The 24,199-nt window shown below is 67.0% G+C and carries 33 protein-coding genes; 28 read left to right on the forward strand and 5 right to left on the reverse strand.

Annotation, left to right across the window (positions count from 1 at the left end; genetic code table 11):
- Nucleotides 1-68: 68 nt before the first annotated feature.
- The 4 genes from JWQ81_RS43125 to JWQ81_RS43140 all read right to left on the reverse strand — a co-directional run bounded on the left by JWQ81_RS43125 (nucleotide 69) and on the right by JWQ81_RS43140 (nucleotide 2,033).
- Complete coding sequence (locus tag JWQ81_RS43125) at nucleotides 69-695, reverse strand: hypothetical protein (RefSeq protein ID WP_297551361.1); 627 nt, start codon at nucleotides 693-695, stop codon at nucleotides 69-71.
- A 67-nt stretch (nucleotides 696-762) separates the two neighbouring features.
- Complete coding sequence (locus JWQ81_RS43130; protein WP_297551363.1) at nucleotides 763-894, reverse strand: hypothetical protein; 132 nt, start codon at nucleotides 892-894, stop codon at nucleotides 763-765.
- Nucleotides 895-927: 33 nt separating this feature from the next.
- Nucleotides 928-1,383, reverse strand: a complete 456-nt coding sequence (locus JWQ81_RS43135; protein ID WP_297551365.1) for a hypothetical protein — start codon at nucleotides 1,381-1,383, stop codon at nucleotides 928-930.
- Between the two features lie 320 nt (nucleotides 1,384-1,703).
- Nucleotides 1,704-2,033, reverse strand: a complete 330-nt coding sequence (locus tag JWQ81_RS43140) for a DUF6011 domain-containing protein (protein ID WP_297551367.1) — start codon at nucleotides 2,031-2,033, stop codon at nucleotides 1,704-1,706.
- A gap of 79 nt (nucleotides 2,034-2,112) precedes the next feature.
- Between JWQ81_RS43140 and JWQ81_RS43145 the strand changes: the two genes are divergently transcribed.
- The 9 genes from JWQ81_RS43145 to JWQ81_RS43185 all read left to right on the forward strand — a co-directional run bounded on the left by JWQ81_RS43145 (nucleotide 2,113) and on the right by JWQ81_RS43185 (nucleotide 5,988).
- Nucleotides 2,113-2,340 carry a hypothetical protein gene (locus tag JWQ81_RS43145; RefSeq protein ID WP_297551369.1) on the forward strand — a complete coding sequence of 76 codons (228 nt, stop codon included), beginning with the start codon at nucleotides 2,113-2,115 and terminating at the stop codon, nucleotides 2,338-2,340.
- A gap of 29 nt (nucleotides 2,341-2,369) precedes the next feature.
- Entirely contained in the window at nucleotides 2,370-2,663 is a 294-nt protein-coding gene (locus tag JWQ81_RS43150) for an endonuclease domain-containing protein (protein WP_297551371.1), read from the forward strand.
- Entirely contained in the window at nucleotides 2,656-2,973 is a 318-nt protein-coding gene (locus JWQ81_RS43155) for a hypothetical protein (RefSeq protein WP_297551373.1), read from the forward strand. Before JWQ81_RS43150 ends, JWQ81_RS43155 begins: the two co-directional genes overlap by 8 nt.
- Nucleotides 2,966-3,352: a hypothetical protein gene (locus JWQ81_RS43160; protein WP_297551375.1), complete on the forward strand. Its 387-nt coding sequence runs from the start codon at nucleotides 2,966-2,968 to the stop codon at nucleotides 3,350-3,352. The genes JWQ81_RS43155 and JWQ81_RS43160 overlap by 8 nt, the downstream gene beginning before the upstream one ends.
- Nucleotides 3,345-3,737: a DUF6221 family protein gene (locus JWQ81_RS43165; protein ID WP_297551376.1), complete on the forward strand. Its 393-nt coding sequence runs from the start codon at nucleotides 3,345-3,347 to the stop codon at nucleotides 3,735-3,737. The genes JWQ81_RS43160 and JWQ81_RS43165 overlap by 8 nt, the downstream gene beginning before the upstream one ends.
- An 85-nt stretch (nucleotides 3,738-3,822) precedes the next feature.
- The gene (locus JWQ81_RS43170; RefSeq protein WP_297551378.1) at nucleotides 3,823-4,173 is read left to right on the forward strand and encodes a hypothetical protein; all 351 of its coding nucleotides are present in this window, start codon (nucleotides 3,823-3,825) and stop codon (nucleotides 4,171-4,173) included.
- Nucleotides 4,170-4,376: a hypothetical protein gene (locus JWQ81_RS43175; protein ID WP_297551380.1), complete on the forward strand. Its 207-nt coding sequence runs from the start codon at nucleotides 4,170-4,172 to the stop codon at nucleotides 4,374-4,376. The genes JWQ81_RS43170 and JWQ81_RS43175 overlap by 4 nt, the downstream gene beginning before the upstream one ends.
- Nucleotides 4,373-4,597, forward strand: coding sequence for a hypothetical protein (locus tag JWQ81_RS43180; RefSeq protein WP_297551383.1), 225 nt, complete (start codon nucleotides 4,373-4,375; stop codon nucleotides 4,595-4,597). The genes JWQ81_RS43175 and JWQ81_RS43180 overlap by 4 nt, the downstream gene beginning before the upstream one ends.
- Nucleotides 4,594-5,988, forward strand: coding sequence for a phage terminase large subunit (locus JWQ81_RS43185; RefSeq protein WP_297551385.1), 1,395 nt, complete (start codon nucleotides 4,594-4,596; stop codon nucleotides 5,986-5,988). Before JWQ81_RS43180 ends, JWQ81_RS43185 begins: the two co-directional genes overlap by 4 nt.
- Here JWQ81_RS43185 and JWQ81_RS43190 read toward each other — a convergent pair whose 3' ends face one another.
- On the reverse strand, nucleotides 5,989-6,342 hold the full coding sequence (locus tag JWQ81_RS43190) for a hypothetical protein (RefSeq protein ID WP_297551387.1): 354 nt from the start codon (nucleotides 6,340-6,342) through the stop codon (nucleotides 5,989-5,991). It lies immediately after the preceding gene.
- Between the two features lie 183 nt (nucleotides 6,343-6,525).
- Here JWQ81_RS43190 and JWQ81_RS43195 point away from each other — a divergent pair, with 183 nt between their 5' ends.
- From JWQ81_RS43195 to JWQ81_RS43285, 19 genes are all read left to right on the forward strand, one after another.
- The gene (locus tag JWQ81_RS43195) at nucleotides 6,526-6,720 is read left to right on the forward strand and encodes a hypothetical protein (RefSeq protein WP_297551389.1); all 195 of its coding nucleotides are present in this window, start codon (nucleotides 6,526-6,528) and stop codon (nucleotides 6,718-6,720) included.
- Complete coding sequence (locus JWQ81_RS43200) at nucleotides 6,713-8,860, forward strand: phage portal protein (protein ID WP_297551391.1); 2,148 nt, start codon at nucleotides 6,713-6,715, stop codon at nucleotides 8,858-8,860. Before JWQ81_RS43195 ends, JWQ81_RS43200 begins: the two co-directional genes overlap by 8 nt.
- Nucleotides 8,857-9,993 (forward strand): head maturation protease, ClpP-related, encoded by a 1,137-nt coding sequence (locus JWQ81_RS43205; protein ID WP_297551393.1) that lies wholly within the window; start codon nucleotides 8,857-8,859, stop codon nucleotides 9,991-9,993. The genes JWQ81_RS43200 and JWQ81_RS43205 overlap by 4 nt, the downstream gene beginning before the upstream one ends.
- Nucleotides 9,990-11,450 carry a phage major capsid protein gene (locus tag JWQ81_RS43210; protein ID WP_297551395.1) on the forward strand — a complete coding sequence of 487 codons (1,461 nt, stop codon included), beginning with the start codon at nucleotides 9,990-9,992 and terminating at the stop codon, nucleotides 11,448-11,450. Before JWQ81_RS43205 ends, JWQ81_RS43210 begins: the two co-directional genes overlap by 4 nt.
- A 17-nt stretch (nucleotides 11,451-11,467) precedes the next feature.
- Nucleotides 11,468-11,695, forward strand: coding sequence for a hypothetical protein (locus JWQ81_RS43215; RefSeq protein ID WP_297551397.1), 228 nt, complete (start codon nucleotides 11,468-11,470; stop codon nucleotides 11,693-11,695).
- A 91-nt stretch (nucleotides 11,696-11,786) separates the two neighbouring features.
- The gene (locus JWQ81_RS43220; RefSeq protein ID WP_297551399.1) at nucleotides 11,787-12,224 is read left to right on the forward strand and encodes a hypothetical protein; all 438 of its coding nucleotides are present in this window, start codon (nucleotides 11,787-11,789) and stop codon (nucleotides 12,222-12,224) included.
- A 3-nt stretch (nucleotides 12,225-12,227) separates the two neighbouring features.
- Nucleotides 12,228-12,695: a hypothetical protein gene (locus tag JWQ81_RS43225; protein ID WP_297551401.1), complete on the forward strand. Its 468-nt coding sequence runs from the start codon at nucleotides 12,228-12,230 to the stop codon at nucleotides 12,693-12,695.
- 103 nt (nucleotides 12,696-12,798) lie between these two features.
- The gene (locus JWQ81_RS43230; RefSeq protein ID WP_297551403.1) at nucleotides 12,799-13,056 is read left to right on the forward strand and encodes an SAP domain-containing protein; all 258 of its coding nucleotides are present in this window, start codon (nucleotides 12,799-12,801) and stop codon (nucleotides 13,054-13,056) included.
- A 3-nt stretch (nucleotides 13,057-13,059) separates the two neighbouring features.
- Nucleotides 13,060-13,254, forward strand: coding sequence for a hypothetical protein (locus JWQ81_RS43235; RefSeq protein WP_297551405.1), 195 nt, complete (start codon nucleotides 13,060-13,062; stop codon nucleotides 13,252-13,254).
- 58 nt (nucleotides 13,255-13,312) lie between these two features.
- Nucleotides 13,313-13,699 (forward strand): hypothetical protein, encoded by a 387-nt coding sequence (locus tag JWQ81_RS43240; RefSeq protein ID WP_297551407.1) that lies wholly within the window; start codon nucleotides 13,313-13,315, stop codon nucleotides 13,697-13,699.
- Nucleotides 13,696-14,754, forward strand: a complete 1,059-nt coding sequence (locus tag JWQ81_RS43245; protein WP_297551409.1) for a hypothetical protein — start codon at nucleotides 13,696-13,698, stop codon at nucleotides 14,752-14,754. The genes JWQ81_RS43240 and JWQ81_RS43245 overlap by 4 nt, the downstream gene beginning before the upstream one ends.
- Nucleotides 14,755-14,757: 3 nt before the next feature.
- Nucleotides 14,758-15,144 carry a hypothetical protein gene (locus tag JWQ81_RS43250; RefSeq protein ID WP_297551411.1) on the forward strand — a complete coding sequence of 129 codons (387 nt, stop codon included), beginning with the start codon at nucleotides 14,758-14,760 and terminating at the stop codon, nucleotides 15,142-15,144.
- Nucleotides 15,141-15,599: a hypothetical protein gene (locus tag JWQ81_RS43255; protein WP_297551413.1), complete on the forward strand. Its 459-nt coding sequence runs from the start codon at nucleotides 15,141-15,143 to the stop codon at nucleotides 15,597-15,599. The genes JWQ81_RS43250 and JWQ81_RS43255 overlap by 4 nt, the downstream gene beginning before the upstream one ends.
- 24 nt (nucleotides 15,600-15,623) lie before the next feature.
- Nucleotides 15,624-16,397 (forward strand): hypothetical protein, encoded by a 774-nt coding sequence (locus JWQ81_RS43260; protein ID WP_297551415.1) that lies wholly within the window; start codon nucleotides 15,624-15,626, stop codon nucleotides 16,395-16,397.
- A complete protein-coding gene (locus JWQ81_RS43265) occupies nucleotides 16,397-16,837 on the forward strand; it encodes a hypothetical protein (protein ID WP_297551417.1) in 441 nt (146 codons plus the stop codon). The genes JWQ81_RS43260 and JWQ81_RS43265 overlap by 1 nt, the downstream gene beginning before the upstream one ends.
- A gap of 5 nt (nucleotides 16,838-16,842) precedes the next feature.
- A complete protein-coding gene (locus JWQ81_RS43270; RefSeq protein WP_297551419.1) occupies nucleotides 16,843-17,250 on the forward strand; it encodes a hypothetical protein in 408 nt (135 codons plus the stop codon).
- Nucleotides 17,251-17,286: 36 nt separating this feature from the next.
- Nucleotides 17,287-17,670, forward strand: coding sequence for a hypothetical protein (locus JWQ81_RS43275; protein ID WP_297551421.1), 384 nt, complete (start codon nucleotides 17,287-17,289; stop codon nucleotides 17,668-17,670).
- A gap of 143 nt (nucleotides 17,671-17,813) precedes the next feature.
- Nucleotides 17,814-20,795, forward strand: coding sequence for a hypothetical protein (locus tag JWQ81_RS43280; protein ID WP_297551423.1), 2,982 nt, complete (start codon nucleotides 17,814-17,816; stop codon nucleotides 20,793-20,795).
- On the forward strand, nucleotides 20,792-24,190 hold the full coding sequence (locus tag JWQ81_RS43285; protein WP_297551425.1) for a hypothetical protein: 3,399 nt from the start codon (nucleotides 20,792-20,794) through the stop codon (nucleotides 24,188-24,190). Before JWQ81_RS43280 ends, JWQ81_RS43285 begins: the two co-directional genes overlap by 4 nt.
- Nucleotides 24,191-24,199: the final 9 nt, after the last annotated feature.

Consider the following 24,199-nt stretch of genomic DNA (forward strand, 5'->3'; position numbering starts at 1 on the left):
ATCCTCCTAGGAGCCATCATCAGCGGGGTCACAATTCCCCGGACGCCGCACGGACACAGCGTTTCGGCTCAGCGGTGCAGCTTGAACGCGACCGTGCGCAGCCCGCCCGGATCGGTGACCACAAACCGGTCCTGCGCCATCACAGCCGCAACAGCACCGATCGTCGGCAACAGATCCCGCTCGGCGCGCACAACCACACCAACCTCCGAATACCACCGCACAACACCGTCAACGACCCGCGCCGACACCAGCCGCGCCATCCGGCACTCCGCGCCCGGCCCCAAGCGCGCCGTGACGTAGTCCGGATCGTGCTCAACGGCACCCGGCTCGTAGCCCTCCCGCAAGCCGAGCCCGACAACGACCCAGTCGTCAGGCTCCCGGACAGGTGCCAGGGACCAGCCGGTGTCCTCCACCAGTGCGCGGAGCCCAGCGACGCACTCGCTGAGCGCGGGCGTCCCGTGGCTCCTGCTGGGATCCCGGTAGAGCGTCAACTCCGACACAGGGCCGTCCTCGCCGTAGAGAAACGCCGCCACCGGCCAGCCAGTGGACCGCGTCAGGTGCAGCAGGGCCGCGCGCACGTCCTCTACCGGCACGTCGGGCAGCTGCAGATGGCAGAGCCACGCTCCCGCCTCGAACGCGGCCTGGACATAAGGCGAGTCCTCGCGGCCGAGGTCCGTCGCATCGAGCTCAGTCATAGTGTGGATCCTGTCTGAAGTGGACGGTTTAGCCGACGAACAGGCGTTTCGGCTCAGCGGGTGTCTGCTAGTAGAGGTTGGTCAGCTCCGCGTGGGCGACGACACGGTTCTCCAGGGTCAGGATGTTGTTGACGATGTAGCGGTTGCCCTTGATCGCGTTCTGGACGCGCCAGTCACGGCCGGAAGCGTCGCCGCGCACCGAGCAGTAGCGGCCGACGTTGTTGTGGATGTCCTAGACCAGATCGTCCGCGTGCGCGGTGTCCTCGTGGGTCGGCTGGTCGAGCACTTTGATCACCGGGCGGCAGAAACCGTCGTGGTCTTCCTCCCGTCCACAGTCGCCGTCCCGTAAAATCTGGCCGCACAGTTCGACCTGCTCGGCAACGGTCTCGGGGTTGTCATCGGACCAGCGGGCTTCCGCCTCATCCGTGTCCTCCAGTGAGGAGCCGATGTGCGCGTCATCGTGGGTCGGCTGGTCGAGGATCGCGACGTCCTGGCCGCACTCAAGGCACTGGTAGGTGACGGCCATTGCGCGGTCATGGAGGACCAGCGCCCGGGTGTGGCACTCGTCAATCAGGGCAGTCCGGTACTCGGCGGCCACCGGGTTCGGGTTCTGGAGGACGCGCTTGATGGTGTCGAACAGGCTGCGGTCGGTGAGGTAGTCGAACGGGCGGCCAGTGGGCTCGGACATGGTGTGGCTCCTGTCTGGTGTGGACGGTCAGATGGCTCAGCGGCGGCGATCGATATCCCCCCCACAGTTCGCCTGCCCGCCGCACCAGGGCGGTCCGAGTGGCACCAAGGCTCGGCGTATTGGCGATCGCCGTCTCAACCTCCACCAGTTCCAAGGCTCGGGCGTGCAGTTCGTCGATGACCTCGGTGGGGGTGGGCAGTCCCACCTCGGGAACGACGATTGCGGAGATCTCGTAGAGGTACCTCATGGAGCTGGTGGGGACGCTCGTCAGGTCGTGGCGTGTGTCGGACATTTGGGCTCCTCGTGTTCGGTGTGGACGGTCAGGCGGCCAAGAGCTGCGCTGCTACTCGGTGGTAACAAACCGTGTGGCCCTTCCGGCCCGCAGCGCAGTTGCAGGCCTGCGGAGCGGTCAGGTAGCGGCCGGTGCCAGAGGTGGAGACAACGGCGAACACGCGGCGGCCGCGGATGGAGACGATGCCGCCGTCAGCGACCAGCTCCATGGCCTTCGCGACCTGGGCGGGCTTGTGGTCGGCAACCAGCGCGGCGGCGCGGATCTTCGCCTGGCAGCCACGGCCGTACCCGCGTGCAACCGAGGCGGTCGCGGTGAGGGTGCGTCCGCAGCGGGTGCAGGTGGGGCGGCTCGTTGTCATGCCAACTAGCTTAGCCAACTCGGTTGGCATATGGCAAGAGGGTTAGCCAACATAGTTGGCAATGCCGTACCCTCAGCCCGTGGACGAAGACCATTACGCCGACATCGAACAAGCCCGCGCCCAGCTGGACGAGGCAGCCGGCCAACTCGAACAGGCCCGCGAGCGACTACACGCTGCCGTCCTCGCCGCGTTCCCCGAATCGGCCGGCGAACCAGCGAAGCGCGGAGTCCTCGCCGAAGTCGCCCGCCGAGCCAAGTTCTCCCGCGAGTACGTCGCGCAGATCCGAGACGGGAAGGCGGTGAAGTAGTGGCGGCCCACACCAGACCGAAGGGGCGCGTGTGCAGCCACCGGCGATACCGCCTCGACTGCGCTGCCTACGACGCCCTCGTCGAATACGCGGGCGCGCGCTGCCAGATCTGCCGCCGGTCTGGTCCGGAAACCGGCCATGGCTACCTGGTCGTCGACCATGACCCGATGGTCGGCTGGGGCGCTGTCCGGGGGCTGTTGTGCAACAGGTGCAACCTCCAGATCTCCTACGACCGCCTGCCCGCAGACCAAACTCGCGCATACCTGGCCGACCCCTGGTACGCACGGCCCGGCCCCAAGACCAAGGAGACCCCCGATGCCTGATATCGCACCGATCCGAACCGGCCGGCGCCGCTACCCCACAACCCGCGCCGAGCACGCCCGCGCACTCCACATCGCCCGGCTCAAGCGACGCAGGCAGCGCCGCCACCCTGTGCCGTCTCCTCGGGTCGTCCTGCTCGGCGATACGCGCCAGTTCAGGGAGGCGATGGTTGGGCTCGGTCAAACCATGAACGAGATGGCCAAGGGATTCAGCAAGGCCGGTGAGGCTGCCGGCGCTGCTCTCCAACCGATCGGCGACTACCTACGCTCGGTGCGCCTGGTGCCCGTGCCCGAAGGTGACGACCGTGGATGACCTGATCGAGGATCCTCGCGTGGCCCAGTACGAGGCAGAGCGCGCCGAGGCGATCGAGGTTGCGCACAAAGCGATGATCTCGTCGTACATCGGCGGGCCGCCGAAGCTCCGCGGCGACGCCGAGCGGATGGTCGCCGCGCTGATCAAGGCCGGGTGGACACCGCCGGCCGAGCCGGCCATTGAGCACGCCGTGCAGATGTCCGGCGGTGGCATGAACGTCCGCGCCGACTACCCGGAGCTCGAGGAAGTCGCGCCGCTGGCCGAGTGGATCGGGCACCGCTACAGCGTCGACCGCACCAAGGTGTACCGGCGGCGGATCGTCGTCGTCGTCGACGACTGGGCAGAGGTGCCGAAGGAGGAGCGTGGCGGCCGTGGATGACTTGGTCGCGTTCCTGAACGCCCGGCTCGACGAGCGGGAAGCGCTGGCGCTGGCCGCGAAGGAGAACGAACGGCGCTGGCGGTATTCGGAAGGCGGCGGCGCCGTGATGCTCGTCGACGGCGGGTACGTCGCGGTCGGCCCGTACGGCTGCGATATCGACGAGGACTACGGGCGGCACATCGCCGTCAACGACCCGGCGTACGTGCTCGACGACGTCGAGGCGAAGCGGCAGATCATCGCGCTCAGCATTGCGGCGACACGGCAGTTCCAGGCGAAGGACTCGGCGTTCGCGCAGGGCGCATCCTTCGCTTTGTACCGCACGGTGAAAATCCTCGCCCTGCCGTACGCCGACCACCCGGACTATCAGGGAAGCTGGAGACCATGAACGAACTCGTGTGGTTCCAGGTCGCCGGAGTCGCCCTCGCCTGCTGCCTGCTCGTCCTGGGCTACTGGTTGTCTACGAGGCACTCGTGACCGCCCCGATCCGGCCGGGCACCGCGGCCCGCCTCGGCCTCAAACCTCCGGCGCGCCCGATGCCGACCGGACTGATCAACACCCCGCGCAAACTCACCGACAAGCAGCTGCGCGAGCTCAAGGCTGCCGCCGGTGTGTGGTTCGCGAAGGAAGGCTGGCGCCACTCACCCGTGCCGCCGGTGTCGCCCGACTGGGATGCGCGGTTCCGGTTCGGTGAGCACCCGGTACCCGTCGAGGTGTACGACCCCGTCACGGGCGAGCACCTCGGCACCGTGCAAGGCGACCCCGGCATCCGCCAACCACCTCGACCGCCCCGCCGCCGCTGGTGGCACAGGAGGAACCGATGACCGACCCACTCCGTGAAGCGATCGAGGCGATACCCGAGGTGGCCGAGATGCTCAACGGCGGCCCGGTGCAGCACGCGGTAGCCGACGACCTGATCACGGCGTACATCGACAGCCACAACCGGCAGATGGACGCCCTCATCGGCGACATCGACAACTGGAAGCCCACGGGGATACTCGGCCCCGGAAAGACGGTGCCGCGATGACGCTCCCCATCCAGCCCGGCACCGCCCGGCGGCTCGGCATCCGCCGGCCAGCGATCTACGCCACCGGCGGCATCGTCAGCCGTCCGCGCGACCCGGACGACGACACCGTGCTCGCGTTCATCTCGACCGGCTGCGCCTATCTCCCGCCGGGCGTCGTCGAGCACTACGGGCCCGAAGTCCTCGCCGCGCTCAACGGCAAGAGCAGCGAACCACCGACATGACCGCGTCCACCGTCGTCGAGCACGTCTACAGCCCGCGCGGCACCGCAACGCAGCTCCTCGAATGCCGCGACCCCGAAGTCCTCATCTCCGGGCCAGCCGGGACCGGCAAGAGCCGGGCGTGCCTGGAAAAAGTCCACATGGTGTGCATGCTCACCCCCGGCGTCCGCGCGCTCATGGTCCGGAAAACGCTCGTGTCGATGTCCAGCACGGGCCTCGTCACCTACCGCGAGCACGTTGCGAAGGAGTCCATCACCGCCGGCCACGTGAAGTGGTTCGGCGGTAACCGCGAAGAACCCGCCGCGTACCGCTACGCCAACGGCAGCACGCTGGTGGTCGGCGGTATGGACAAGCCTGCCAAGCACATGTCGTCGGAGTACGACCTGATCTATGTGCAGGAAGCGATCGAGCTGACCAAGAACGACTGGGAAGCCCTCACCACCCGACTCCGAAACGGCAAGATCAGCTTTCAGCAGCTCATCGCCGACACCAACCCCGACCGCGCCGAGCACTGGCTCAACAAACGCTGCCAGTCCGGGCAGACCACCGTCCTCGAATCCCGGCACGAGGACAACCCGGTGTACTTCGCCGACGACGGCACCATGACCGCACGCGGCCGCGCCTACATCGAGGGGATCCTCGACAAGCTCACCGGCGTCCGCAAACTGCGGCTCCGGCACGGCAAGTGGGTCAGCGCCGAAGGTGTCATCTACGAGGGATTCGACCGCGCCATCCACGTCGTCGACAAGTTCGAGGTACCGGAATCGTGGACCAGGTATTGGGTCGTCGACTTCGGGTTCGTCCACCCCTTCGCCGCGCAGTGGTGGGCCGAAGACCCAGACGGCCGGCTCATCCTCTACCGCGAGATCCTCAAGACGAAGCGGCTCGTCGAGGACCACGCCCGCACCATGCTCCGCGCGTCGACGAAGCTGCTGCCGAAGCAGCGCGACACCGGCGACGACCTCGTCGCGTCGCTGCGTGACGGCCGTCGCGTGTGGACCGAACCGAAGCCGCGGTCGGTGATCTGCGACCACGACGCGGAGGACCGGGCGACGCTGGAGAAGCATCTCGGGATGTCCACGGTCGGGGCCCGCAAGACCGTGTCCGACGGTATCCAGGCGGTGGCCGCGCGGCTCAAGCCGGCGGGCGATGGGAAGCCGCGGCTGGTGCTGATGCGCGACGTCCTGCTCGAGCGGGATCAGGCGCTCGCCGACGCCGAGCAGCCGACGTGTCTGGAGGAGGAGATCACCGGGTACGTGTGGGACACCGCCGATGGCCGGAAGGCGAAGGACCAGCCGCTCAAGGAGCGTGATGACGCTGACGACGCGATGCGGTACATGGTCGCGCAGCTCGACCTCGGTGGTCGGCCGCGGTTGCGGTTCCTCGGGGGCTGACTACTTCCCGAGCCAGCTCCGTACGGTCATCCGGTCTACGCCGAGCTCCCGCGCCAGGGGTGCTTCCTTCGCGCCGCTGGCGGTGGCCATCACCGCGATCTGCCGAGCTGCTGCCATCGCGGACGCTGTCGCGTTGCGAGCGATCAGCAGGTTGTCGCCAGCGCTGGGGGCGTCGAGGTCGCCCATGACGTACTGCACGGCTGCGGAGAACGCGGCCTGGCGTTCGTCGAGGTCGTCGTCCTCTGGGTACAGGGCGTCGATGTCGTCGGAGGCGGAGAGCAGTTCGGCCTTCTGGTCGGCCGTGAGGTCGTTGGCGAAGTCGCCGAGGTAGGCGTCTAGTTCGTGTCGTTGCATGTAGAGCACTCTACACATTACCTGTAGGGGAGTCTACAGGTGAGCACAGTCGCCCACGGCCAGTGATCATCACTGGACACGTTGTATCGCCTGGTCAGCCATATGGCGCAAGTTGTCCAACGGTTGGCTCGCACGAAGTGCACAATGTGTCAACTTCGGCTAACTCGTATGTACATTGTGCTCATGTTGACCAAGCTCGGGACGTGGCTCAAGCCCATCCGAGCTAAGATCGCGCGCGGATTCCTCCAGTTCGGCGGCCTCGGCTGCCTCTCCGCATCCGCGTTCACCATCACCGCCGAGCCCCTCAACATCACCCTCGGCCTCGCAGCTACCGGCATCCTCGCGTTCGTCGCCGAGTGGCTGACCCACGATGCGTAGCCTCATCGGAACCCTCACCGCGCCCCGCATCCGCAACGACGCCCCCGTGCCGCTCACCAGCCGACACGCAGCCGGCGTCGGCGGATTCTTCGGCTCACGCAGCAACGCCGTCTCCGAACTCGGCGCCATGGGGTCCGTCGGCACCCTGTTCGCCATCGTCAACCGCACATCCAACTCGACCGCCAAGGCCGACTGGCACCTCTACCGCAAAGCCAAGACCGGCAAAAAGGAAGACCGCGTCGAGGTCACCTCACACGCCGCGCTCGACCTGTGGAACAAACCCAACCCGTTCATGCCGCAGCAGGCGTTCATCGAGACGTTCCAGCAGCACGTCGACCTCACCGGCGAAACCGATTGGGTCGTCTCCCGCAACGAGCGGTTCAACCTGCCGCTCGAGCTGTGGCCAGTGCGCCCCGACCGGATCCTGCCGGTGCAGCACCCCACCAAGTTCCTCACCGGCTACGTGTACAGCAGCCCCGACGGCGAGCAGGTCCCACTCGGCCTGAACGAAGTCATCCAGCTGAAGATGCCCAACCCCCTCGACCCCTACCGCGGGATGGGGCCGGTGCAGGCGCTGCTCACCGACCTCGACGCCGTCCGGTACTCGGCCGAGTGGAACCGGAACTTCTTCAAGAACAGCGCCGAGCCGGGCGGCATCATCGAGGTCGAGGACCGGCTGTCGGACCCCGAGTTCGACGAGATGTCGATGCGGTGGAACGAGCAGCACAAGGGTGTCGCCAATGCCCACCGTGTCGCGATCATCGAGCGCGCCAAGTGGGTCACCGCCACCTTCTCCATGAAGGACATGCAGTTCGCGGAACTCAGGGTCGTCGGCCGCGACACGATCATGGAGGCCTTCGGGATCTCCAAGACCGCCCTCGGCATCTCCGACGGCGTCAACCGCGCCGTCGCCATGACCGCCAAGTCCCTGTTCGCCGAGGACCTCATCGAACCGCGGCTCGAACGCATCAAGGGCGCCCTCAACAACCGGCTGCTGCCGATGTACGGCCCCAACGCAGTCGACCTCGAGTTCGACTACGACAGCCCCGTCCCGGCCGACGCCGACGAGGAGAACGCCGAGCGGAACAGCAAGGCGCAGGCCGCGCAGCAGTACGTCGCCGCCGGCTACGACGGTGACTCCGTCGCAGTCGCCCTCGACCTCCCTGCCGGACTCGTGTGGGAGAAGCCCGCGGAGCCGCCACCGCCGCCCGTCATCGTCCCGGCCGCACCCGACGACACCCAGCCCGACGACAACCCGAGCGCAACACCCGACCCGACCGCCCCGCCGGCCGCGGCCACCACGCAGCAGCTGCTCGCCAAGTTCGCCGGCACCCTGCGCAACGCCCCGCCGCTCGCCCCGCCGCCCGACGGCTGGCCGGAACGCGACGTCGCTGCCGTCGCCGCCGTCGACCTCGGACCCGTCCAAGCCGCGTGGGAAGCCGCCCTCGCTGGGCTCCTGAAGCACTGGCAGAACAGCGTCGTCGCCGGGTGGGTCCAGCAGCTCGTCAACGCGATCCGCACCGCCGTCGGCGCCGGTGAGGGGTTCACCGCGCTGACCGTCGACACTCGGCCCGGCAGCGAGATCCTCGCCGACGCGATGGCCGCGTTCGCGCACACCGCCGCAGGGCAGGCCGTCGCCGAAGCCGCCGAGCAGGCCGTCACCCTCGCACCGGTGTGGCCCACTGCCGCCGACCTACAGGCCGCCGCATCCAATATCGCCACGTTCGAAGGTCAGCGGTACGCGCTCACCGCAGGGCGGGAAGCCGCCCGTGTCACAGGGCCCGACGCCGACGCCGACACGATCGCCGAGCACATCGCCGCGTTCCTCGGCGAGCTGTCCGACTCGCCGAGCACCGCGGCGCTCGGCGGGGCACTCACCGACGCGCAGAACACCGCCCGCCTCCAAACCCTCAGCGGCGGCCCTGTCGGCGCGATCTACGCCTCCGAGCAGATGGACTCCGCGACATGCGCGCCCTGCCGCGAGATCGACGGCCGGTTCCTCGCCCTCACCGACGACCAGGCCGCGGTGTACGCGCTGTACCCGGCCGGCGGCTACATCGACTGTCTCGGCCGCGACCGCTGCCGCGGCACGTTCGTCGGCGTGTGGCGCTCCGACACCAGCAAGGAGAACGCAGCATGAGCCGTCGATCACGATCGCGCGCGCAGCAGAAGCGGCTGCAGAACCTCCGCTCCGGCGCGCAGGTCAAGCAGGGCGAGCAGCCCAAGACGTGGTACCAGGTCAAGAACTTCGTCGACCAGCCCGACGTCGCCGCGATCTACCTCTACGGCGAGATCGGCTACTGGGGCGTCGAGGCGCAAGACTTCGTGCGGGACCTCATGTCGCTGCGCGTATCCACGATCGTCGTGCACATCAACTCCCCGGGCGGCGAGGTGTTCGACGGCCTCGCCATCTACCACGCGCTCCGCGACCACCCGGCGACGATCGAGGTCCGCGTCGACGGTCTCGCCGCATCCGCCGCGAGCTTCATCGCGATGGCCGGAGACACGGTCATCATGCAGCGCAACGCACAAATGATGATCCACGACGCCAGCGGAATCGAGATCGGCAACGCGCAGGACATGCGCACCATGGCCGACCTACTCGACATGTGCTCCGACAACATCGCCGACATCTACGTCCAGCAGGCCGGCGGAACCGTCGAGCTGTGGCGCACCGCGATGCAGGCCGAGACCTGGTACACCGCAGCCGAAGCGCTCGCCGCCGGACTGTGCGACGAGGTCGCCGGTGCGGACGACGAGACCAACGAGGACACCGCGGTCGTGCCCGGCGAGGACGACGACACGGATGGCCTGATGGACACCGCGTGGGACCTGTCGGTGTTCGCGTTCAAGTACGGCGGCCGCGAGAAGGCCCCTACGCCAACCCTGCCTGTTGACGCCGCAGACGCGGCAGTTGACGGCACCGCCCCGGTAGTTGAACCGGCCGCCGCAACGGAAGCGCCAGTCGTCGACGACACCGAGCCGGTCACCGAAGAAGTGGCCGCCGCAGCCGTGGAACCGAGCACTGAGCCGGTCGAGGCCGCGGCCGAGCCGGACGCACCGGTCGTCGCCACCGAGCCCGACCAGGAACCAGAACCCGCGCTCGAACTCGGCGACGAGCCCGAACCCCCAGCGCCAGCGTCCGAAGCGCTGGTGCTGGGTGACGACGTTCCCGACTCGTGGGCCGCTCTCACCGGCGGCCTGCTCACCAACGCAGCACCGTCCACCGTGGACGAACTGTTCGCAGCCCTGAAGGAAGGTTTACCGGCATGACCGCCACACTCGCTCTCTCCCCGGGGCAGCGCGACCGCCTCGTCCGCAACGGCATCGACCCCATCCGCTTGCGCCGCGTCGTCAACACCGCCGCCGCGCCCCCGATCCCGAAGAACGCGGTCGAGCTCGAGGAGATGATCCACGACTCGGCGAAGCTCAAGCCGGTCCTCGCCAACAAGGACGCGTTCAAGCAGTTCGTGCTGGACTACGCCAAAGAGGCGCAGGGCGACGGCACCGACCTGCACCGCCTCGTCGCCGACGAGACGCAGAAGCAGCTCGCGAACTACCTGCGCGACAACGAGGTCGACGACGTCGCAGGCGCCGTCAAGCGCCTCAACCTCGACCCCCAGACCCGCCCGGCGGGCATGCTGTCCTCGCACAAGCAGGCCACCGCGTACAACCCCAAGGCCGTCGGTGTCGCCCTCGACACCAGCTTCACGTCGGCCGCGGACTACTTCCACAACGCGTGGCACCTCAACCCGTCGTCCGAAGCCCGCGCGAAGATGGAGACGATCCGGAACTCCTACTCCAGCGTTGTCCCGGCCGACGGCGGGTTCCTGGTGCCGGAGACCCTGCGGTCGCAGCTGCTCGAGGTCGCCCTCGAGATGGCGGTCGTGCGGCCGCGCGCCACGGTGGTGCCGATGGAGACGGCTCGTGTGCCGTTCCCGATGATCGACTCCACCACCAACGCCGGGTCAGTGTTCGGCGGCATGATCGCCTACTGGGGTGAGGAGTCGGCCGCGCTGGTCGAGTCCAGCCCCAAGTTCGGCCGCACCATGCTGGACACGAAGAAGCTCACCGGCCTCGCGGTCGTCCCCAACGAGCTGCTCTCGGACAGCCTGATTTCCTTCGCCGCCCTCATCGAACGCCTGTGGCCCCAGGCCATCGCGTTCTTCGAGGACGTCGCGTTCATGGCCGGCTCCGGTGTCGGTGAGCCGCTCGGGTTCCTCGGCGCGGCCAACCCCGCCAGCGTCGCCGTCCCCGCCGAGATCGGCCAGGCGACCGCCACGATCGTCATCGAGAACATCATCAAGATGTACTCGCGGATGCTCCCCGCGTCGCTGCGCACCGCGGTGTGGCTCGTCTCCCCGGAGACCATTCCGGAGCTGTACACGATGGCGATCTCCGTGGGTACCGGTGGTGCCCCGGTGATGCTGGTCAACGCGGCGGGCCCCGGCCCGGCCACGATGCTCGGCCTCCCGATCGTCGTGACGGAGAAGGCCGCGCGGCTCGGTACCCGCTCCGACGTCTCCCTGGTCGACCTCTCCTACTACCTGGTGGGGGACCGGCAGCTGATGACGGCCGCCTCGTCGACCGACTACAAGTTCGGCAACGACCAGACGACCTACCGCATCATCCAGCGCGTCGACGGCCGCCCGTGGCTGCAGAACCCCATCACCCCCCAGAACGGCGGCCCGGCACTCAGCCCGTTCGTCGAGATCGCGACCCGCCCGTAACTACGTCGGAGGAACCGATGGTCACCGCGAAGGTCAACTGCACGCAGAAGGTCGAGTCGGGAACGGACGCAGACCGGCAGGTACTCCTGTCGTTCCAGGCCGTCACCGACGCCGACGGCAGCAACAAGGAATGGGCCAAGTACACCCCGCACCTGCAGATGAACATGACCGTCATCGGTGCCGTCGCGGACCATTTCGAAGCAGGCAAGCCCTATCTCCTGCAGTTCGTCGACTACACGGACTGAGGACCACCGGCCCGCGCAGGCACTGAACCCCCTGCGCGGGTCACCACCGTGGCGGCATTGAAACCCCGCCACGAGAAAGCAGGACAGCACCATGTCTCAGAAAGTGCTCGGCGCCGTGTTCAACACCAGCCCTGCCGCCGACGGCAAGTGGATCAACCTCAAGGCAGCCGGGGGCATCGCGTTCCTCTGCTACCTCGCCGGTGCGGCGGGTGACACCTACACGCTGCAGGAAGCGAAGGACGCGGCCGGTACCGGCGCGAAGGCCCTTGCGGTCATCACCCGCTACCACACCAACACCGGTGACGGGTCGGACGCGTGGACCGAGCAGACGCAGGCGGCCGCGTCGACGGTCGTCACGACCGCAACCGCGGCGCAGAACGCCATGGTTGTCGAGATCATGGGCACCAGCCTCGACGATGGCTTCAAGTTCGTGAAACTGACGTCGACGGGTGCGGGTGCCGTCAACGCGGTCATCACGAACCTGATGGCCGGCCGCGCCGCCGCGAACCTGCCCGCGATGGGGGTCTGACCCATGTCGGTCATCATCCAGGGCTCACAGATCCGGCAGATCCTCCTCGGTTCCAAAGTGGAACGGGCGACGGCGGCCCTGCCGCAGACCGCGACCGGCAACATCTACACCGTCGCGGGCGGCCGGATCCTCGTCACCGGCCTCGTCGGAGAAGTCACCGTCGCGACCGGCGCCGTCGCGACCAACCTGAAGATCTCCACCGCGCCCACCACGGGCACCGCGGTGGACCTGACGGCGAACACGCTGGTCACGTCGAAGGAAGTCGGGTCGCAGTACACGTTGCCCGCGGCTTCCGGCTCAGCGGGGATCGTGAAGAACGGCGGCGCCGGCGGGCAGTTCCCGACGCACCAGCCGTACATCATCCCCATCGGCGCGATCTCCATCACGACCGACGCGTCCGACACGGGCTCGATGAAGTGGACGTTGACGTACATCCCGCTGGATGACGGCGCGTCGGTCGTGGCGGCCTGACATGTCCCTGTGGGTTTGTGAGGGGTGCACCGCCGCGTACAGCGTCGGTGCACCCCGGTGCCCGCAATGCGGGTCAACCGAGTACGTGGAGGAGCACGAGATCATGCCGAAGATCACCGTCCACGGCGGACCGTCCGACGAGCACGACGAGGTGACGCCGACCGGCGGCGACGTCGTCGAGCCGACCCCGGACACCGGCGCCGAGCAGGTCGACAGCCGGGAGTTCTACGAGGCGCTCACCGTGGCCGACCTCCGCGCCGAGCTTGAGGCCCGGGGCAAAGAGACGAAGGGCCACAAGCCGGAGCTCGTTGACCGGCTCGTCGCCGCAGACGCTGAGGGTGCTGCGAAGGACGCGGAGTAGGTCATGGCCGACGTCGGCAGCTGGTACGGCCTCCTGGCCATCTGTCAGGAGGCCGCGCAGCTGCGCCGTGACGAGCAGGAGCGGCCACCGACTGCGTGCGGCGACTGCGGCGAGCCGCTCCAGTCCGGCCCACACGGCGAGCTGTTCTGCAAGTTCGACGGATCGGTGTGGGAGGCAGGTCCTCGGCGCGTCCGCTAGACCCCACAACTTCATGAAGGCAGTTCGTTATCCCGTAGAAAGCAACCGAGGAGACGCAGTGCCAACAGGTACCTCGTATTCGAGGTCCGCACGCCAGCGCGCGCGGGCCCGCGCAGTCGCGACCGTGCACGGCCACTCTGTGGCCGCATCTGGTGGCCGCACTCCGACCTACTACTCGTGGCAGAACATGCACGCCCGGTGCCGCAACCCGAACGTTCCGTCCTACCCGAACTACGGCGGCCGCGGCATCTCTGTCTGCCAGCGCTGGACGGACTTCGCCAACTTCCTCGACGACATGGGGACGCGCCCGGACGGCACGTCGATCGACCGCATCGACTCGGACGGCAACTACGAGCCGGGCAACTGCCGATGGGCCACCCGCAAGGAGCAGAACAGCAACCACCGCGCGGGCTGCGTGTGCAAGAACTGCGGCGGTGGGCGATGAGCAGCATTTGGCTCGCGACTCGCGAGGACGTGAAACGCGCCCTCGACACCAAGGAGACTGCGCGCGCGAACGCGGCGATCGACCGCGCCCTCGACTCGTCGACCGACTCCATCACGGCCCTGTGCAACCGCACCTTCTATCCCGAGCGCCGCTCGATGACGTGGGACTGGCCGAACCAGCAGACGGCCCGCTCGTGGCGTCTGTGGCTCGACGCGAACGAGCTGATCAGCATCGAGTCCGTGTCGTCCGGTGGCGTCGACATCCCCGTCGAGAACGTGCTGCTGCGCCCGGACGACGGGCCCCCGTTCACCCGCATCGAGCTGGACCTCGGCACGAACTCGTCCTTCGGGGTCCTGCTCTCCCCTCAGCGGTCGATCACCATCGTCGGGCTGTACGGGCACCGCAACACCGAAGCTCCCGCCGGCACGCTCGCTGCCAACGTCACGGCAGGAGCCGCGACGGTCACGGTTACGGACGCCTCCCTGATCGGTGTCGGGCAGCTGCTGCGCATCGACGCCGAGCGGCTCATCGTCACCGGCCGCCGATCGGTCACCACCGGCCAGACCCAACAGGGTGACCTGACCGCGCACATGAACAACACCCTGCTCCCGGTGTCCGATGGCACCGCGTTCGCCATCGACGAGGTCATCACACTCGACGGCGAGCGGATGCTGATCGTCGACATCACCGGCAACAACCTCGTCGTCATCCGCGCCTGGGACGGCACCGTGCTGGCCGCGCACACCGGCGCCACCATCTACGCCAGTCGCCAGCTCACCGTGTCCCGCGGTGTCCTCGGGACCACCGCGGCTGCGCACACCGGTGGCGCGTCGATCGTGAAGTGGCAGTCGCCGGGCAACGTCCGCACCCTCGCGGTCGCCGAGGCGCTCAACACCGGGCAGGCCGAGCTGAGCGCCTACGCCCGCACCCAGTCCGCGCTCGGCGAAGGCACCTCAGGGTTCGGCACCAGGTCCATGTCGCAGACCGCGCTCATGACGCTGCGGTCGCAAGTGCAGGACGCCTACGGCCGGCACACGCGGATGAGGGCGGTGTAGACGATGAGCGACGACGTCACCTTCTCCGGACCGTTTTTCGACGGCACCATGGCGGCCGAGTGGCCGGGCGCGATGGAGGACATCGCCGAGCGCCTCGGCGGCCAGGCCCTCTCCAACGTCATGGCGAACCTCGACAGCTCGATCCGGCATCCGACGCCGTACTACGAGACCCAGATCCACTCCGAGCGCATCGGGGCGACGGAGCGGTCCGTCAACGACCGCGGCGTGATCTACGGGCACTGGCTCGAAGGTGACGGCTCCCGCAACAGCCCCGTCACCAGGTTCCCCGGCTACGCCTCGTTCCGGCGCGCCAAGCAAACCCTCGACGGGCAAGCGGAAGGCATCGCCGAGGCCGTCCTGGAGCCGCACGTGGGTAGGTGGAACACGTGACCCTGGACACCGCGGGCATCGTCGACGCTGTCGCTTCCCACGCCGCCACGTCCGGGTTCTTCGAGCGCGTCCCCCAGCACGAGCCGAAGTCCGCACCTACCAACGGCTTGACGGCCGCAGTGTGGGTGAAGTCGATCGGGCCCGCGCGCGGCCAGTCCGGGCTGTCGGAGACGTCCGCGTTGCTCACTCTCAACGTCCGCGTCTACACGAGCTTCCGGATGCAGCCCGAAGACCTGATCGACCCGAACGTGATGAACGCGGTGGACGCGCTGATGTCCGCGTACTCCGGAGACTTTGACCTCGACGGCCTGATACGCAACGTCGACCTGCTCGGCCTCTGCGGCGTCCCCATGAACGCGTTGGCGGGCTACCTCAACCAGGACGGGAAGATCTTTCGGATCATGGATATCACGCTGCCGCTGGTGATCAACGACGTGTGGGAGCAAAGCGAATGACCACGATCACCAAGGAGGCCAGCGATGTCTAAAACCAGCGGCTTGGGGCAGAACTTCTACGTCGGCGGTTACAACCTGTCCGGCGACACCGGCTCGTTCAGCAACATCGGCGCACCACAGAAAACCATCGACGTCACCGGCATCGACAAGTCCGCGAACGAGCGCATCGGCGGCGAGCGCGACGGATCCATCGACTTCATGGCGTTCTTCAACCCCGAGACCATCGCCGGTGGCGGATCCCGCGACGGTGCACACAAAGTCCTCTCGGCACTGCCGACCGCGGACGTCGGCGCGATGTTCCTGCAAGCTCCTGCCGTGGGGGCGCAGTCGTTCTGCATGATCGGGAAGCAGATCAACTACGACCCCACCCGGGACAACTCCGGCTCGCTCACCGTCAAGGTGTCCGCGCAAGCCAACGGGTTCGGTGCCGAGTGGGGCAACATGCTTACCGCAGGGATCCGGGCCGACACCGCGGCGACGCTCGGCGCGGCGATCGACAACCTCGCCGCCACCGCGTTCGGCTGGCAGGCGTATCTGCAGGTGGCTGCATTCACCGGCACGGACGCGACGATCAAGTTGCAGGACTCCGCGGACAACGTCACCTTCACTGACCTCGCGGGTGGCGCATTCACCGCGCTCCCGGGCGCGGGTGCGCCGCTGACGCAGCGGATCCAGTCGGTGAACACGGCCACCATCCGGCGCTACGTGCGAGTCGTGACGACCACCGTCGGCGGCTTCACCAGCGCCAAGTTCGCGGTCGCCGTCATCGCGAACCCGATCGCGGGGGTGACGTTCTGATGCCCGAACCATTCCGAGTGGACCCGGCCGCGCCGGTGCAGGCGATGCAGACCTACAGCGTGAAGTCACCGCTCTCGACGCACTTCCGGCGAGGCAGCTGCGAAGAGGCTGGTTGCGAGGCGCACGAGCTCGGCTGGCGCACCGTCGTCGACGAGTCCACCGACCTCGGCCAGCGCCAAGCCCACTACATCCGCACTGCTGCTGGCCGGCACTTCACCGAGGAACGCACCGCGACGGGGACGGCGTTCACGTTCCCGCCCGGCGAGCAGTGCTTCACCGCGCACCAGGTGTCGCTCGAACGGCCGGAGTTGTACGTGGTGCACGGCGGGGACTGGCGGCGCGATCTCGGCGTGATCCGGGAGCACACGAAGCCGGAGCACTGGGTGGAAGACCTCGCCGAAAACCTCGACACCATCAAGACAGCGCAAGAGAAAGGCTAACGATCATGGCGAAGCAGAGCGGTCTCGGCTGGACGACCCTGAGCGTCGACGACGCAGCAGGATCGGCGCAGGCCATCAAGAACGACATCACACAGTTCGACTTCGCGACACCGCGCGCGGTGCAGGACGTCACCGGTGTGGACAAGTCCGCGATGGAGCGGATCCTGCTCCTCGCCGACTTCTCCATCACGATGTCGGGCGTCTACAACGTCGCGGCGAACATGTCCCACGACGTGTTCAAGACCGTGTCGTCGACCAGTGTGCTCCGCACGGTGACGCTGGGCATCGCTGGCAAGAGCCTCGCGAACGAGTGCCTGCTCACCGACTACCCGCTGACCCGCGACAACGGCGGCGCGTTCACCTTCAAGGTGCCCGGCGTGCTCGCCGACGGCACCGTGCCCGCCTGGGCCTGACGGGAACCCCTCAACAGCAACGGAAAGGTCCGACTCATGGGCGGCTTCAAGGCACCCCGCACCGTGTACAAGCTGGTGTTCGAAGACGACGAGATGGAAGGCCTCGTCGTCCGCGCGCGGGCAATGACCCTCGGTGAGCAGGAGGAGTACGCCACACTCAAGTACAACCGCCAGATCGCGGACTACTTCGCGCCGTACCTCGTCGAGTGGAATCTCACCGACGACGACGGCAACCCCGTCGAGGCCACGCGCGAAGGACTCGACACCTGCGAAACACCGTTCCTCGCGAAGATCGTCGACGCGTGGCAGCTCGCGGGTATCCGGGTGGCCGCCCCTTTAGCGAAGCCATCGCGCGATGGCGAGCAGCTCCTGGAGGAATCAATTCCGATGGAAGTGTCGTCACCAAGCCTCGCGAGCTAGTGCAGGCGGAAACGGTGATCAAGCTGTGCGACAGGTGGCACAAGCTCCCATCGGAAATCCTCGCCGAAGACCCGAACATGATGCAGTACCTGCAAATTGTCCATCTTGCCGGATACAACGAGAAGAAATCGGAGGTGGCGTAGATGCCGAATGAGATCGAAATCCACGTCAAAGTCTCCGATAACGGCAAGGCGTCTCTCGACAAAACGAAGGCCACCTACACCGCAGCTGGTCGTGATATCGGTACGTCCACCGGTAAGGCGATCGACGACGGTGTCAAGCGGACACAGTTCACTCCGGCGAAGATCAAGGCCGACAACCCGATCGACGCTGAGTGGCGCGCACAGATCGAGTCGTCGCTCAAGACCGCCGCGAAGGACTCGCTGAAGATCCCGATCACTCCAGAAAGCGAGCAGTTCCGGCGGGACCTCGCGGGGACCATCGACGTCGTCCGCCAGGGCCTCAAGGCCGAGATCCCGGTGGGCGTCGCCGACGCCGCGAAGTTCAAGGAAGAGGTACAGCTCCTCGCCTACGCGGTGTCCAAGGGCACCAAGGCGATGGTGGACATCGAGTTCGCCGACGACGACGCCAAGAAGCTCGAAGAGGAGGCGCAGCAGGCAGCGGACAAAGCCGGTTCCGCGGCGACGAAGGAGCTGGAGAAGTCTGCCCAGTCGATCTCCGGCGCGTTCGGGCCGCTCATGTTCGCCGGGCTCGCCTTCGGGCTACCGGCGGCCGCGGTGATCGGCGCGGCCGGTGCCGGTTTGGCGTTGTCCGCGGTACCGGCGTTGTTCGTGGGGATCTCGGCCGCGGCGCTCAAGCACAACGGCCTGGTCACGGACTCCTTCGCGGACCTGAAGAAGAACGTCCTCAACAGCACGCAGACGATGGCTTCGTCCATGGCGGGCCCGCTGACGTCGTCAATCGACCAGGTTGACCAGAGCTTCAACCGGATGAAGCCACAGATCCAGGAAGCCATCAACGGCTCTGCCGCGGTCCTCCCGAAGCTGACGGGTGCGGTCACGGACCTGGCCGAGAACGCCATGCCCGGCCTCGTCACCGCCACCGAGCAATCTTCGGGTGCGCTGGATGGACTGCGGAGCCTCACCGGCTCGGTCGGTACCGGGCTGTCGCAGATGCTGACCGCGATGGCGTCGCAGTCGAACGCAGCCGGCACCGGCATGCAGATCCTCGGCGTCACCATCCAGCAGCTCGAGCAGTTCGCCGGCCGCTTGTTCGCGAACCTCGCTCAGGGCACGGGTCCGATGACGACGCTGCAGGCCGATCTCGGTCTCGTGGAGCAGGCGATCCTTCGGCTCACCGCGTCGGGCTCCGGAGCTATCGGGTTCCTGCAGGGGTTCGGCACGGCAGGCACAGGCGTCCTCAGCGTCGTCAACGCGCTGGCCGGCGTGATCGGAATCCTCCCGCCGCAGGTGACGCAGCTGGCCGGGTCGGTGACGGCGGCCTCGGCGGTGCTCGCGAAGTTCGGTGTCGATGCGACTGCGGGGTTCAAGGGGTTCGGTAAGTCGGTGTCCGACGCCGAGGGCGCTTCGGGGAAGTTCTCGGCGGTGGTCGGTGGCCTCGCGACGGCGGCGTTCAACCCGGCCACGATGGCCGCTGGTGCGCTCGGTATCGGCTTGATGATCCTGGGGCAGGCGCAGGAGAAGGCGGCGGCTGCGGCACAGGAGGACTCCCGTAACCAGCAGTCGCTCACGGACGCGTTGCGGCAGTCGAACGGTGTGGTGGATGCGTCGACCCGCGCGGCGGTCGTGAACGCCGAAGCGAACACCAAGCTGTCCGACGGGATGTCGACGCTGCAGCAGACCGCGAAGAGTTTGGAGATCTCCCAGTCGGACCTGACCGACGCCCTGATGGGCGTCCCGGGTGCGATGGACAAGGTCAACGCGCAGCTGGATACGCACGTGAAGAAGACTGGCGAGTCGGTGCAGGTCACCGACGAGTTCAAGGACGCGGTCGGGCATCTCGGCGGGATCTACAACCAGTCGACGGGCGACGCGAAGCTCTACAACGAGGCGATGGGGAAGACCGGCGACGCGACGAGTAACGCGGGCCCGCCGATGTCGACGCTGGCCACGGCGATGAAGACGCTGTCGGATAACACCGGGAGCGCGGCAACGAAGGCTTCGGCGTTGAAGACGGCGCTGGACATCCTCGACGGCCGCGCACCGGTGTTTGAGGATGCGATCAAGTCGGGTAACGACGCGCTGCGGAACTTCACCGACACCATCGGCAAGGGCGCCGATAAGGCCAAGGGTTTCGGTGCCGCTCTGCTCAACGCCGATGGCACCATCAACACCTTCACTGCAAACGGTTCTTCGTTGCAGGGCCTTGCTGAGTCTCTCGAAACGTCGTTCACGACGGCTGCGTCTGGGGTGCAGCAGTTGACCGATAAGGGCATGCCGCTCAAGCAGGCACAGGACACTGTGGCCGCAAGCTTGCAGGTGCAGCGGGATCGGTTCATCACGGCCGCTCACCAGATGGGGATCAACGGGCAGGCGGCCATCGACCTCGCGAACAAATACGGGTTGATCCCGAAGGACGTGTCGACGTCGTTCCACGGGGATAACTCCAGTGTGGTCGCGGCGTTCAACTCCACGGTGTCACTGCTGCGCGGGCTCGACGGCCGGACGGCGACTGTTCACATCACCACGATCAACGGGTACCAGAACGTCGGTATCAACTCCGGTATGGCGCATTCGATGCAGGCGAAGGGCTCGATCCAGGGCGCCAACATGATGTTCGCTGGCGGTGGGTTGCCGACGCCGAACGGCGCGAACAGCATGTCCGGCGTCGCGCAGATTGTGCACCCGGGCACTCTGAAGTGGGCTGGTGACGCGAAGGTCCCGGAGGCTTACATCCCGCTGGACCACTCGTCGCGGTCGATGGATCTGCTGGCGTCGGCGAACCGGATGATGGCGCCCTCGTCGGCGGCGCTGGGTGGCTCGTCGGGCGGTGCCGGCGGCGGTGGTGGGGGTGGCAGCGCGAACGTGCAGATCAGCTTTGGCTTGTCAGGGGTGGACTACGTGGACGCGATCATCACCGACATCGCGAAGTCGGTCCGTTCGAAGGGCGGCAACGTGCAGGTCGTGCTGGGGGGTTCGTCGTGAGCACGTTCCCTCAGGTCCCACTGGACATCCACACGGAGCTGTTCTACTCGGGTGCGTGGAACGACATTACGGGTGATGTGCGCAGCCCGGACAGGATCGTCATCAAGCACGGTGCGGCCGACGAGACGTCGCAGACCTACCCGTGTACGTGCAACCTCGCGCTGGACAACAGGGACGGGAAATACTCGCCCCGGAACCCGACTTCGCCGCTGTACGGGAAGATCGGGCGCAACACGCCATTACGAGTGCGCGTCGGAACGTCATCTCCCACGTCGTGGCTTGTCGGCGGAGGTTCGGTGGGCAGCTGCGTAGCGACACCCGACACTGCGGCACTGGACATCGTCGGCGACCTCGACCTGCGCATGGATATAGCGCCGACCAGTTGGCGCCCAACGGCCCCGACGGTGCTGGCCTCGAAGTATCTGAGCACTCCGGAACAGCGGTCATGGGGGTTGCGCCTCTTGGCCAACGGAACGCTGGAGTTCGGCTGGGGGACAGACGGTACTAACGCCACCATCACGAGAGTGGTGTCCACAGTGGCCATTCCGTCGGCGAGTACCAGGCTGTCCGTGCGCGCCACCTTGAAGGTGAACAACGGTGCGGCCGGGAACACTGTCACCTTCTACACCGCTCCGACGCTCGGCGGTACCTACACGCAACTCGGATCCGCTGTTGTGACAGCAGGCGTGACGACAGTATTCGCAGGGTCCGCTCAGTTGATTATCGGTGCACGCGACCTCGACTTCACTGGCTTTGTGTTCACAACGGACGGGGTTAACTACAGCGGCCAGGTATTCGGCTTAGAGCTTCGCAACGGGATAGCTGGAACCGTCGTCGCCGACCCGGACTTCACCGTGCAGGGACCGGCGACAACATCCTTTGTTGATGCAACCAGCAAACGGTGGACGCTCCTAGGGTCGGACTTCATCTCGTACCAGGACAACTCAGTCCGCTTTACCGGCGAGGTATCGGAGTGGCCGCCCCGCTGGGATGTGACTGGTAAGGAAGTCCGGTCCCCGATCGTCGCGAGTGGGATTCGCCGCCGCATTGGGCAAGGCTCGGCTGTACTCCGCAGCGCGTTGTACCGGGGGATCACCAGCAGCGCTATCACACGGCCAGTCGCGTACTGGCCGTGTGAAGACGCCGCGGGGGCAACGTCACTGGCGTCCGCGTTCAACCAGGCGCCGATGACGATCACCAGTCTCGGGACAGGCGTCAAACCCGCGTCGTTTACCGGAGTCGCGGCATCCGCACCGATCCCGACGTTCGCTCCAGGTGGGCGTCTCGATGGACCAGTGCCGCCGTACACACCGTCGGCCAATCTGCGCGGCATGGCGTTCGTCAACGTTCCCGCCGCAGGACCTGGAACGGCGACCACGGTCATCCGCATGCAGACAACTGGTGGTAACACAGAGTCTTGGTTCCTCGACGTCACCGCGACTGGGGCGTTCCGGCTCCGCGCGTTTGCGTTCGGAGGCGCTACTCTTGTGGATTCGACTGTCGGCGCCAGCATCAACGGCCAGTCCGGAATGCTGTGGCTATTCTTGCAGCAAGTCGGGCCGGACATCACTTGGCAGGTCGGGTTCGCGGCGGTCGGAGCGCCAGGGGCTGGCGTATTCACGTCAACGCTGAGCGGGAATACGTTCGGCACCTGCATCAACATGATTATCGGGCAGAACTTCGACGTGAGCGGCCTCAGTGTCGGCCACGTCGTCGTAATGAACAGCGCCGATTTCTTCTCGATTCTCCCGTTTATGAATGCCTGGTCACCTGAGGCGGCGACGGATCGAGTGGCGCGTCTCGGCAGCGAGCAGAGCGTGCCCGTTGGCTACATGGTCGGCGACGCCGGTAGTGAGCAAATGGGCGCGCAGCTGCCGATGCGGTTCCTGGACCTCCTCAACGACGTGCAGACCACAGACCTTGGGATCCTCGCGGAGCGCCGTGATTCGAACACCATCAACTACCGCGCCCGCTCCAGCATGTACAACACCACCCCCGTGCTCGCGCTCGACTACACCCTGGGCCACCTCGCGCAGCCGGTCGAGCCGACCGATGACGATCAGCACATCAAGAACGACATCACCGTCGCGCGCACCGGCGGCACCAACGTCCGACTCGTCCAAACAACCGGGCCACTGTCCACACAGGCTGCACCCAATGGAGTCGGCCAGTACGACACGTCGTTGACTATCAACGTCGCCGCCGACGGCCAGCTCGCCAACCAGGCTGGGTGGCGCCTCGGCCTCGGCACCCTCGACAAGTCGAGGTTCCCTGTCCTCGGGATCAACCTCGCCCGCAACCCCGAACTCATCCCCAACGTGTCCACGCTCCAGCTCGGCGACCGCATCACCGTCGCCAATCCGCCCGTGTGGCTCGCGCCAGAGCTCGTCGATGTTCTCGTGCAGGGCTGGACGGAAACCCTGTCCCAGTACCAGTGGGACATGAAGTTCAACACCAGTCCCGCCGCGCTTTTCCAGGTCGCGAAGCTCGACGACACCGTCCTTGGACGCATCGACGCAGCCGCCTCTGTCCTCACCGCACCCACCACCAGCACAGCAACAACACTCGCCGTCGTCGACACCGGCGGCCCTGGCTGGACAACCGCCGGTGGTGACATGCCGATCCCCATCACGGTCGGCGGCGAGGCGATGAGCGCCACCGCCATTGGCGCCATCACCGCGCCCACCTTCGTCGCCGCAGGCACCGCGGCCGCCGGCAACAACGCTTCCGTGGTGCCGGGACTCCCGGCCGGTGCGACAGGCGGGGACCTGCTGCTCGTGTGGGCGTCCATCCGCAGTCTCGGCGTCGGCAGCCCCATCCCGCCCGGCGGGTACACCATGCTGTTCGACGGGTCCAACGGCCGACTGTTCGGGAAAATCCACTCCGGCAGCGAGTCCGCTCCCACCATCGCCTTCACCAATGGCTCAGCGGGCGACACCACCATCGCGCAGATGGCAGCGTTCCGCGGCATCGGGCTACAGATCCTCAACGGCCCCGTGTTCCAGCCGAACTTCACGCCAGCGCAGAACATCGCCTCCCCCGCGTTGCCGATCACCGGCCCGAACGCCCTGATCCTCTACCTCGGGTGGAAACAGTCCAGCTGGACGAGCGTCGCCACCATCGCCGGAGCCAACCTCATCGGCGCGACATCCAGTGCGCTGGGCAGCACGGCCGGTCTCGTGTGGGACTACCTCATCCAGAGCACCGCGGCGAACATCCCGGCCGGGTCGTTCACCGTCACCGGCGGCAGCTCAGCCTCGTCATCCGGATCGATGATCGCGCTCGCCGGGGGCGGCCAAACATTCACCGTCACGAGGTCCGTCAACGGCGTCGTGAAAGCCCACGCAGCGGGCGAATCAGTCCACCTCACCCGCACCCCGTACATCGCTCTCTAGGAGGACAGA

Origin of the sequence: Amycolatopsis sp. (genome assembly GCF_025464955.1) — a bacterium.
GTDB lineage: Bacteria > Actinomycetota > Actinomycetes > Mycobacteriales > Pseudonocardiaceae > Amycolatopsis.

Excerpts from the sequence above, each read along its gene's own strand:
- JWQ81_RS43125 (WP_297551361.1), bottom strand. The coding sequence starts at position 695 with ATGACTGAGCTCGATGCGACGGACCTCGGCCGCGAGGACTCGCCTTAT.
- JWQ81_RS43135 (WP_297551365.1), bottom strand. The coding sequence starts at position 1,383 with ATGTCCGAGCCCACTGGCCGCCCGTTCGACTACCTCACCGACCGCAGC.
- JWQ81_RS43140 (WP_297551367.1), bottom strand. The coding sequence starts at position 2,033 with ATGACAACGAGCCGCCCCACCTGCACCCGCTGCGGACGCACCCTCACC.
- JWQ81_RS43155 (WP_297551373.1), top strand. The coding sequence starts at position 2,656 with ATGCCTGATATCGCACCGATCCGAACCGGCCGGCGCCGCTACCCCACA.
- JWQ81_RS43175 (WP_297551380.1), top strand. The coding sequence starts at position 4,170 with ATGACCGACCCACTCCGTGAAGCGATCGAGGCGATACCCGAGGTGGCC.
- JWQ81_RS43180 (WP_297551383.1), top strand. The coding sequence starts at position 4,373 with ATGACGCTCCCCATCCAGCCCGGCACCGCCCGGCGGCTCGGCATCCGC.
- JWQ81_RS43185 (WP_297551385.1), top strand. The coding sequence starts at position 4,594 with ATGACCGCGTCCACCGTCGTCGAGCACGTCTACAGCCCGCGCGGCACC.
- JWQ81_RS43190 (WP_297551387.1), bottom strand. The coding sequence starts at position 6,342 with ATGCAACGACACGAACTAGACGCCTACCTCGGCGACTTCGCCAACGAC.
- JWQ81_RS43195 (WP_297551389.1), top strand. The coding sequence starts at position 6,526 with ATGTTGACCAAGCTCGGGACGTGGCTCAAGCCCATCCGAGCTAAGATC.
- JWQ81_RS43200 (WP_297551391.1), top strand. The coding sequence starts at position 6,713 with ATGCGTAGCCTCATCGGAACCCTCACCGCGCCCCGCATCCGCAACGAC.
- JWQ81_RS43205 (WP_297551393.1), top strand. The coding sequence starts at position 8,857 with ATGAGCCGTCGATCACGATCGCGCGCGCAGCAGAAGCGGCTGCAGAAC.
- JWQ81_RS43210 (WP_297551395.1), top strand. The coding sequence starts at position 9,990 with ATGACCGCCACACTCGCTCTCTCCCCGGGGCAGCGCGACCGCCTCGTC.
- JWQ81_RS43215 (WP_297551397.1), top strand. The coding sequence starts at position 11,468 with ATGGTCACCGCGAAGGTCAACTGCACGCAGAAGGTCGAGTCGGGAACG.
- JWQ81_RS43220 (WP_297551399.1), top strand. The coding sequence starts at position 11,787 with ATGTCTCAGAAAGTGCTCGGCGCCGTGTTCAACACCAGCCCTGCCGCC.
- JWQ81_RS43225 (WP_297551401.1), top strand. The coding sequence starts at position 12,228 with ATGTCGGTCATCATCCAGGGCTCACAGATCCGGCAGATCCTCCTCGGT.
- JWQ81_RS43230 (WP_297551403.1), top strand. The coding sequence starts at position 12,799 with ATGCCGAAGATCACCGTCCACGGCGGACCGTCCGACGAGCACGACGAG.
- JWQ81_RS43235 (WP_297551405.1), top strand. The coding sequence starts at position 13,060 with ATGGCCGACGTCGGCAGCTGGTACGGCCTCCTGGCCATCTGTCAGGAG.
- JWQ81_RS43245 (WP_297551409.1), top strand. The coding sequence starts at position 13,696 with ATGAGCAGCATTTGGCTCGCGACTCGCGAGGACGTGAAACGCGCCCTC.
- JWQ81_RS43250 (WP_297551411.1), top strand. The coding sequence starts at position 14,758 with ATGAGCGACGACGTCACCTTCTCCGGACCGTTTTTCGACGGCACCATG.
- JWQ81_RS43260 (WP_297551415.1), top strand. The coding sequence starts at position 15,624 with ATGTCTAAAACCAGCGGCTTGGGGCAGAACTTCTACGTCGGCGGTTAC.
- JWQ81_RS43265 (WP_297551417.1), top strand. The coding sequence starts at position 16,397 with ATGCCCGAACCATTCCGAGTGGACCCGGCCGCGCCGGTGCAGGCGATG.
- JWQ81_RS43270 (WP_297551419.1), top strand. The coding sequence starts at position 16,843 with ATGGCGAAGCAGAGCGGTCTCGGCTGGACGACCCTGAGCGTCGACGAC.
- JWQ81_RS43275 (WP_297551421.1), top strand. The coding sequence starts at position 17,287 with ATGGGCGGCTTCAAGGCACCCCGCACCGTGTACAAGCTGGTGTTCGAA.
- JWQ81_RS43280 (WP_297551423.1), top strand. The coding sequence starts at position 17,814 with ATGCCGAATGAGATCGAAATCCACGTCAAAGTCTCCGATAACGGCAAG.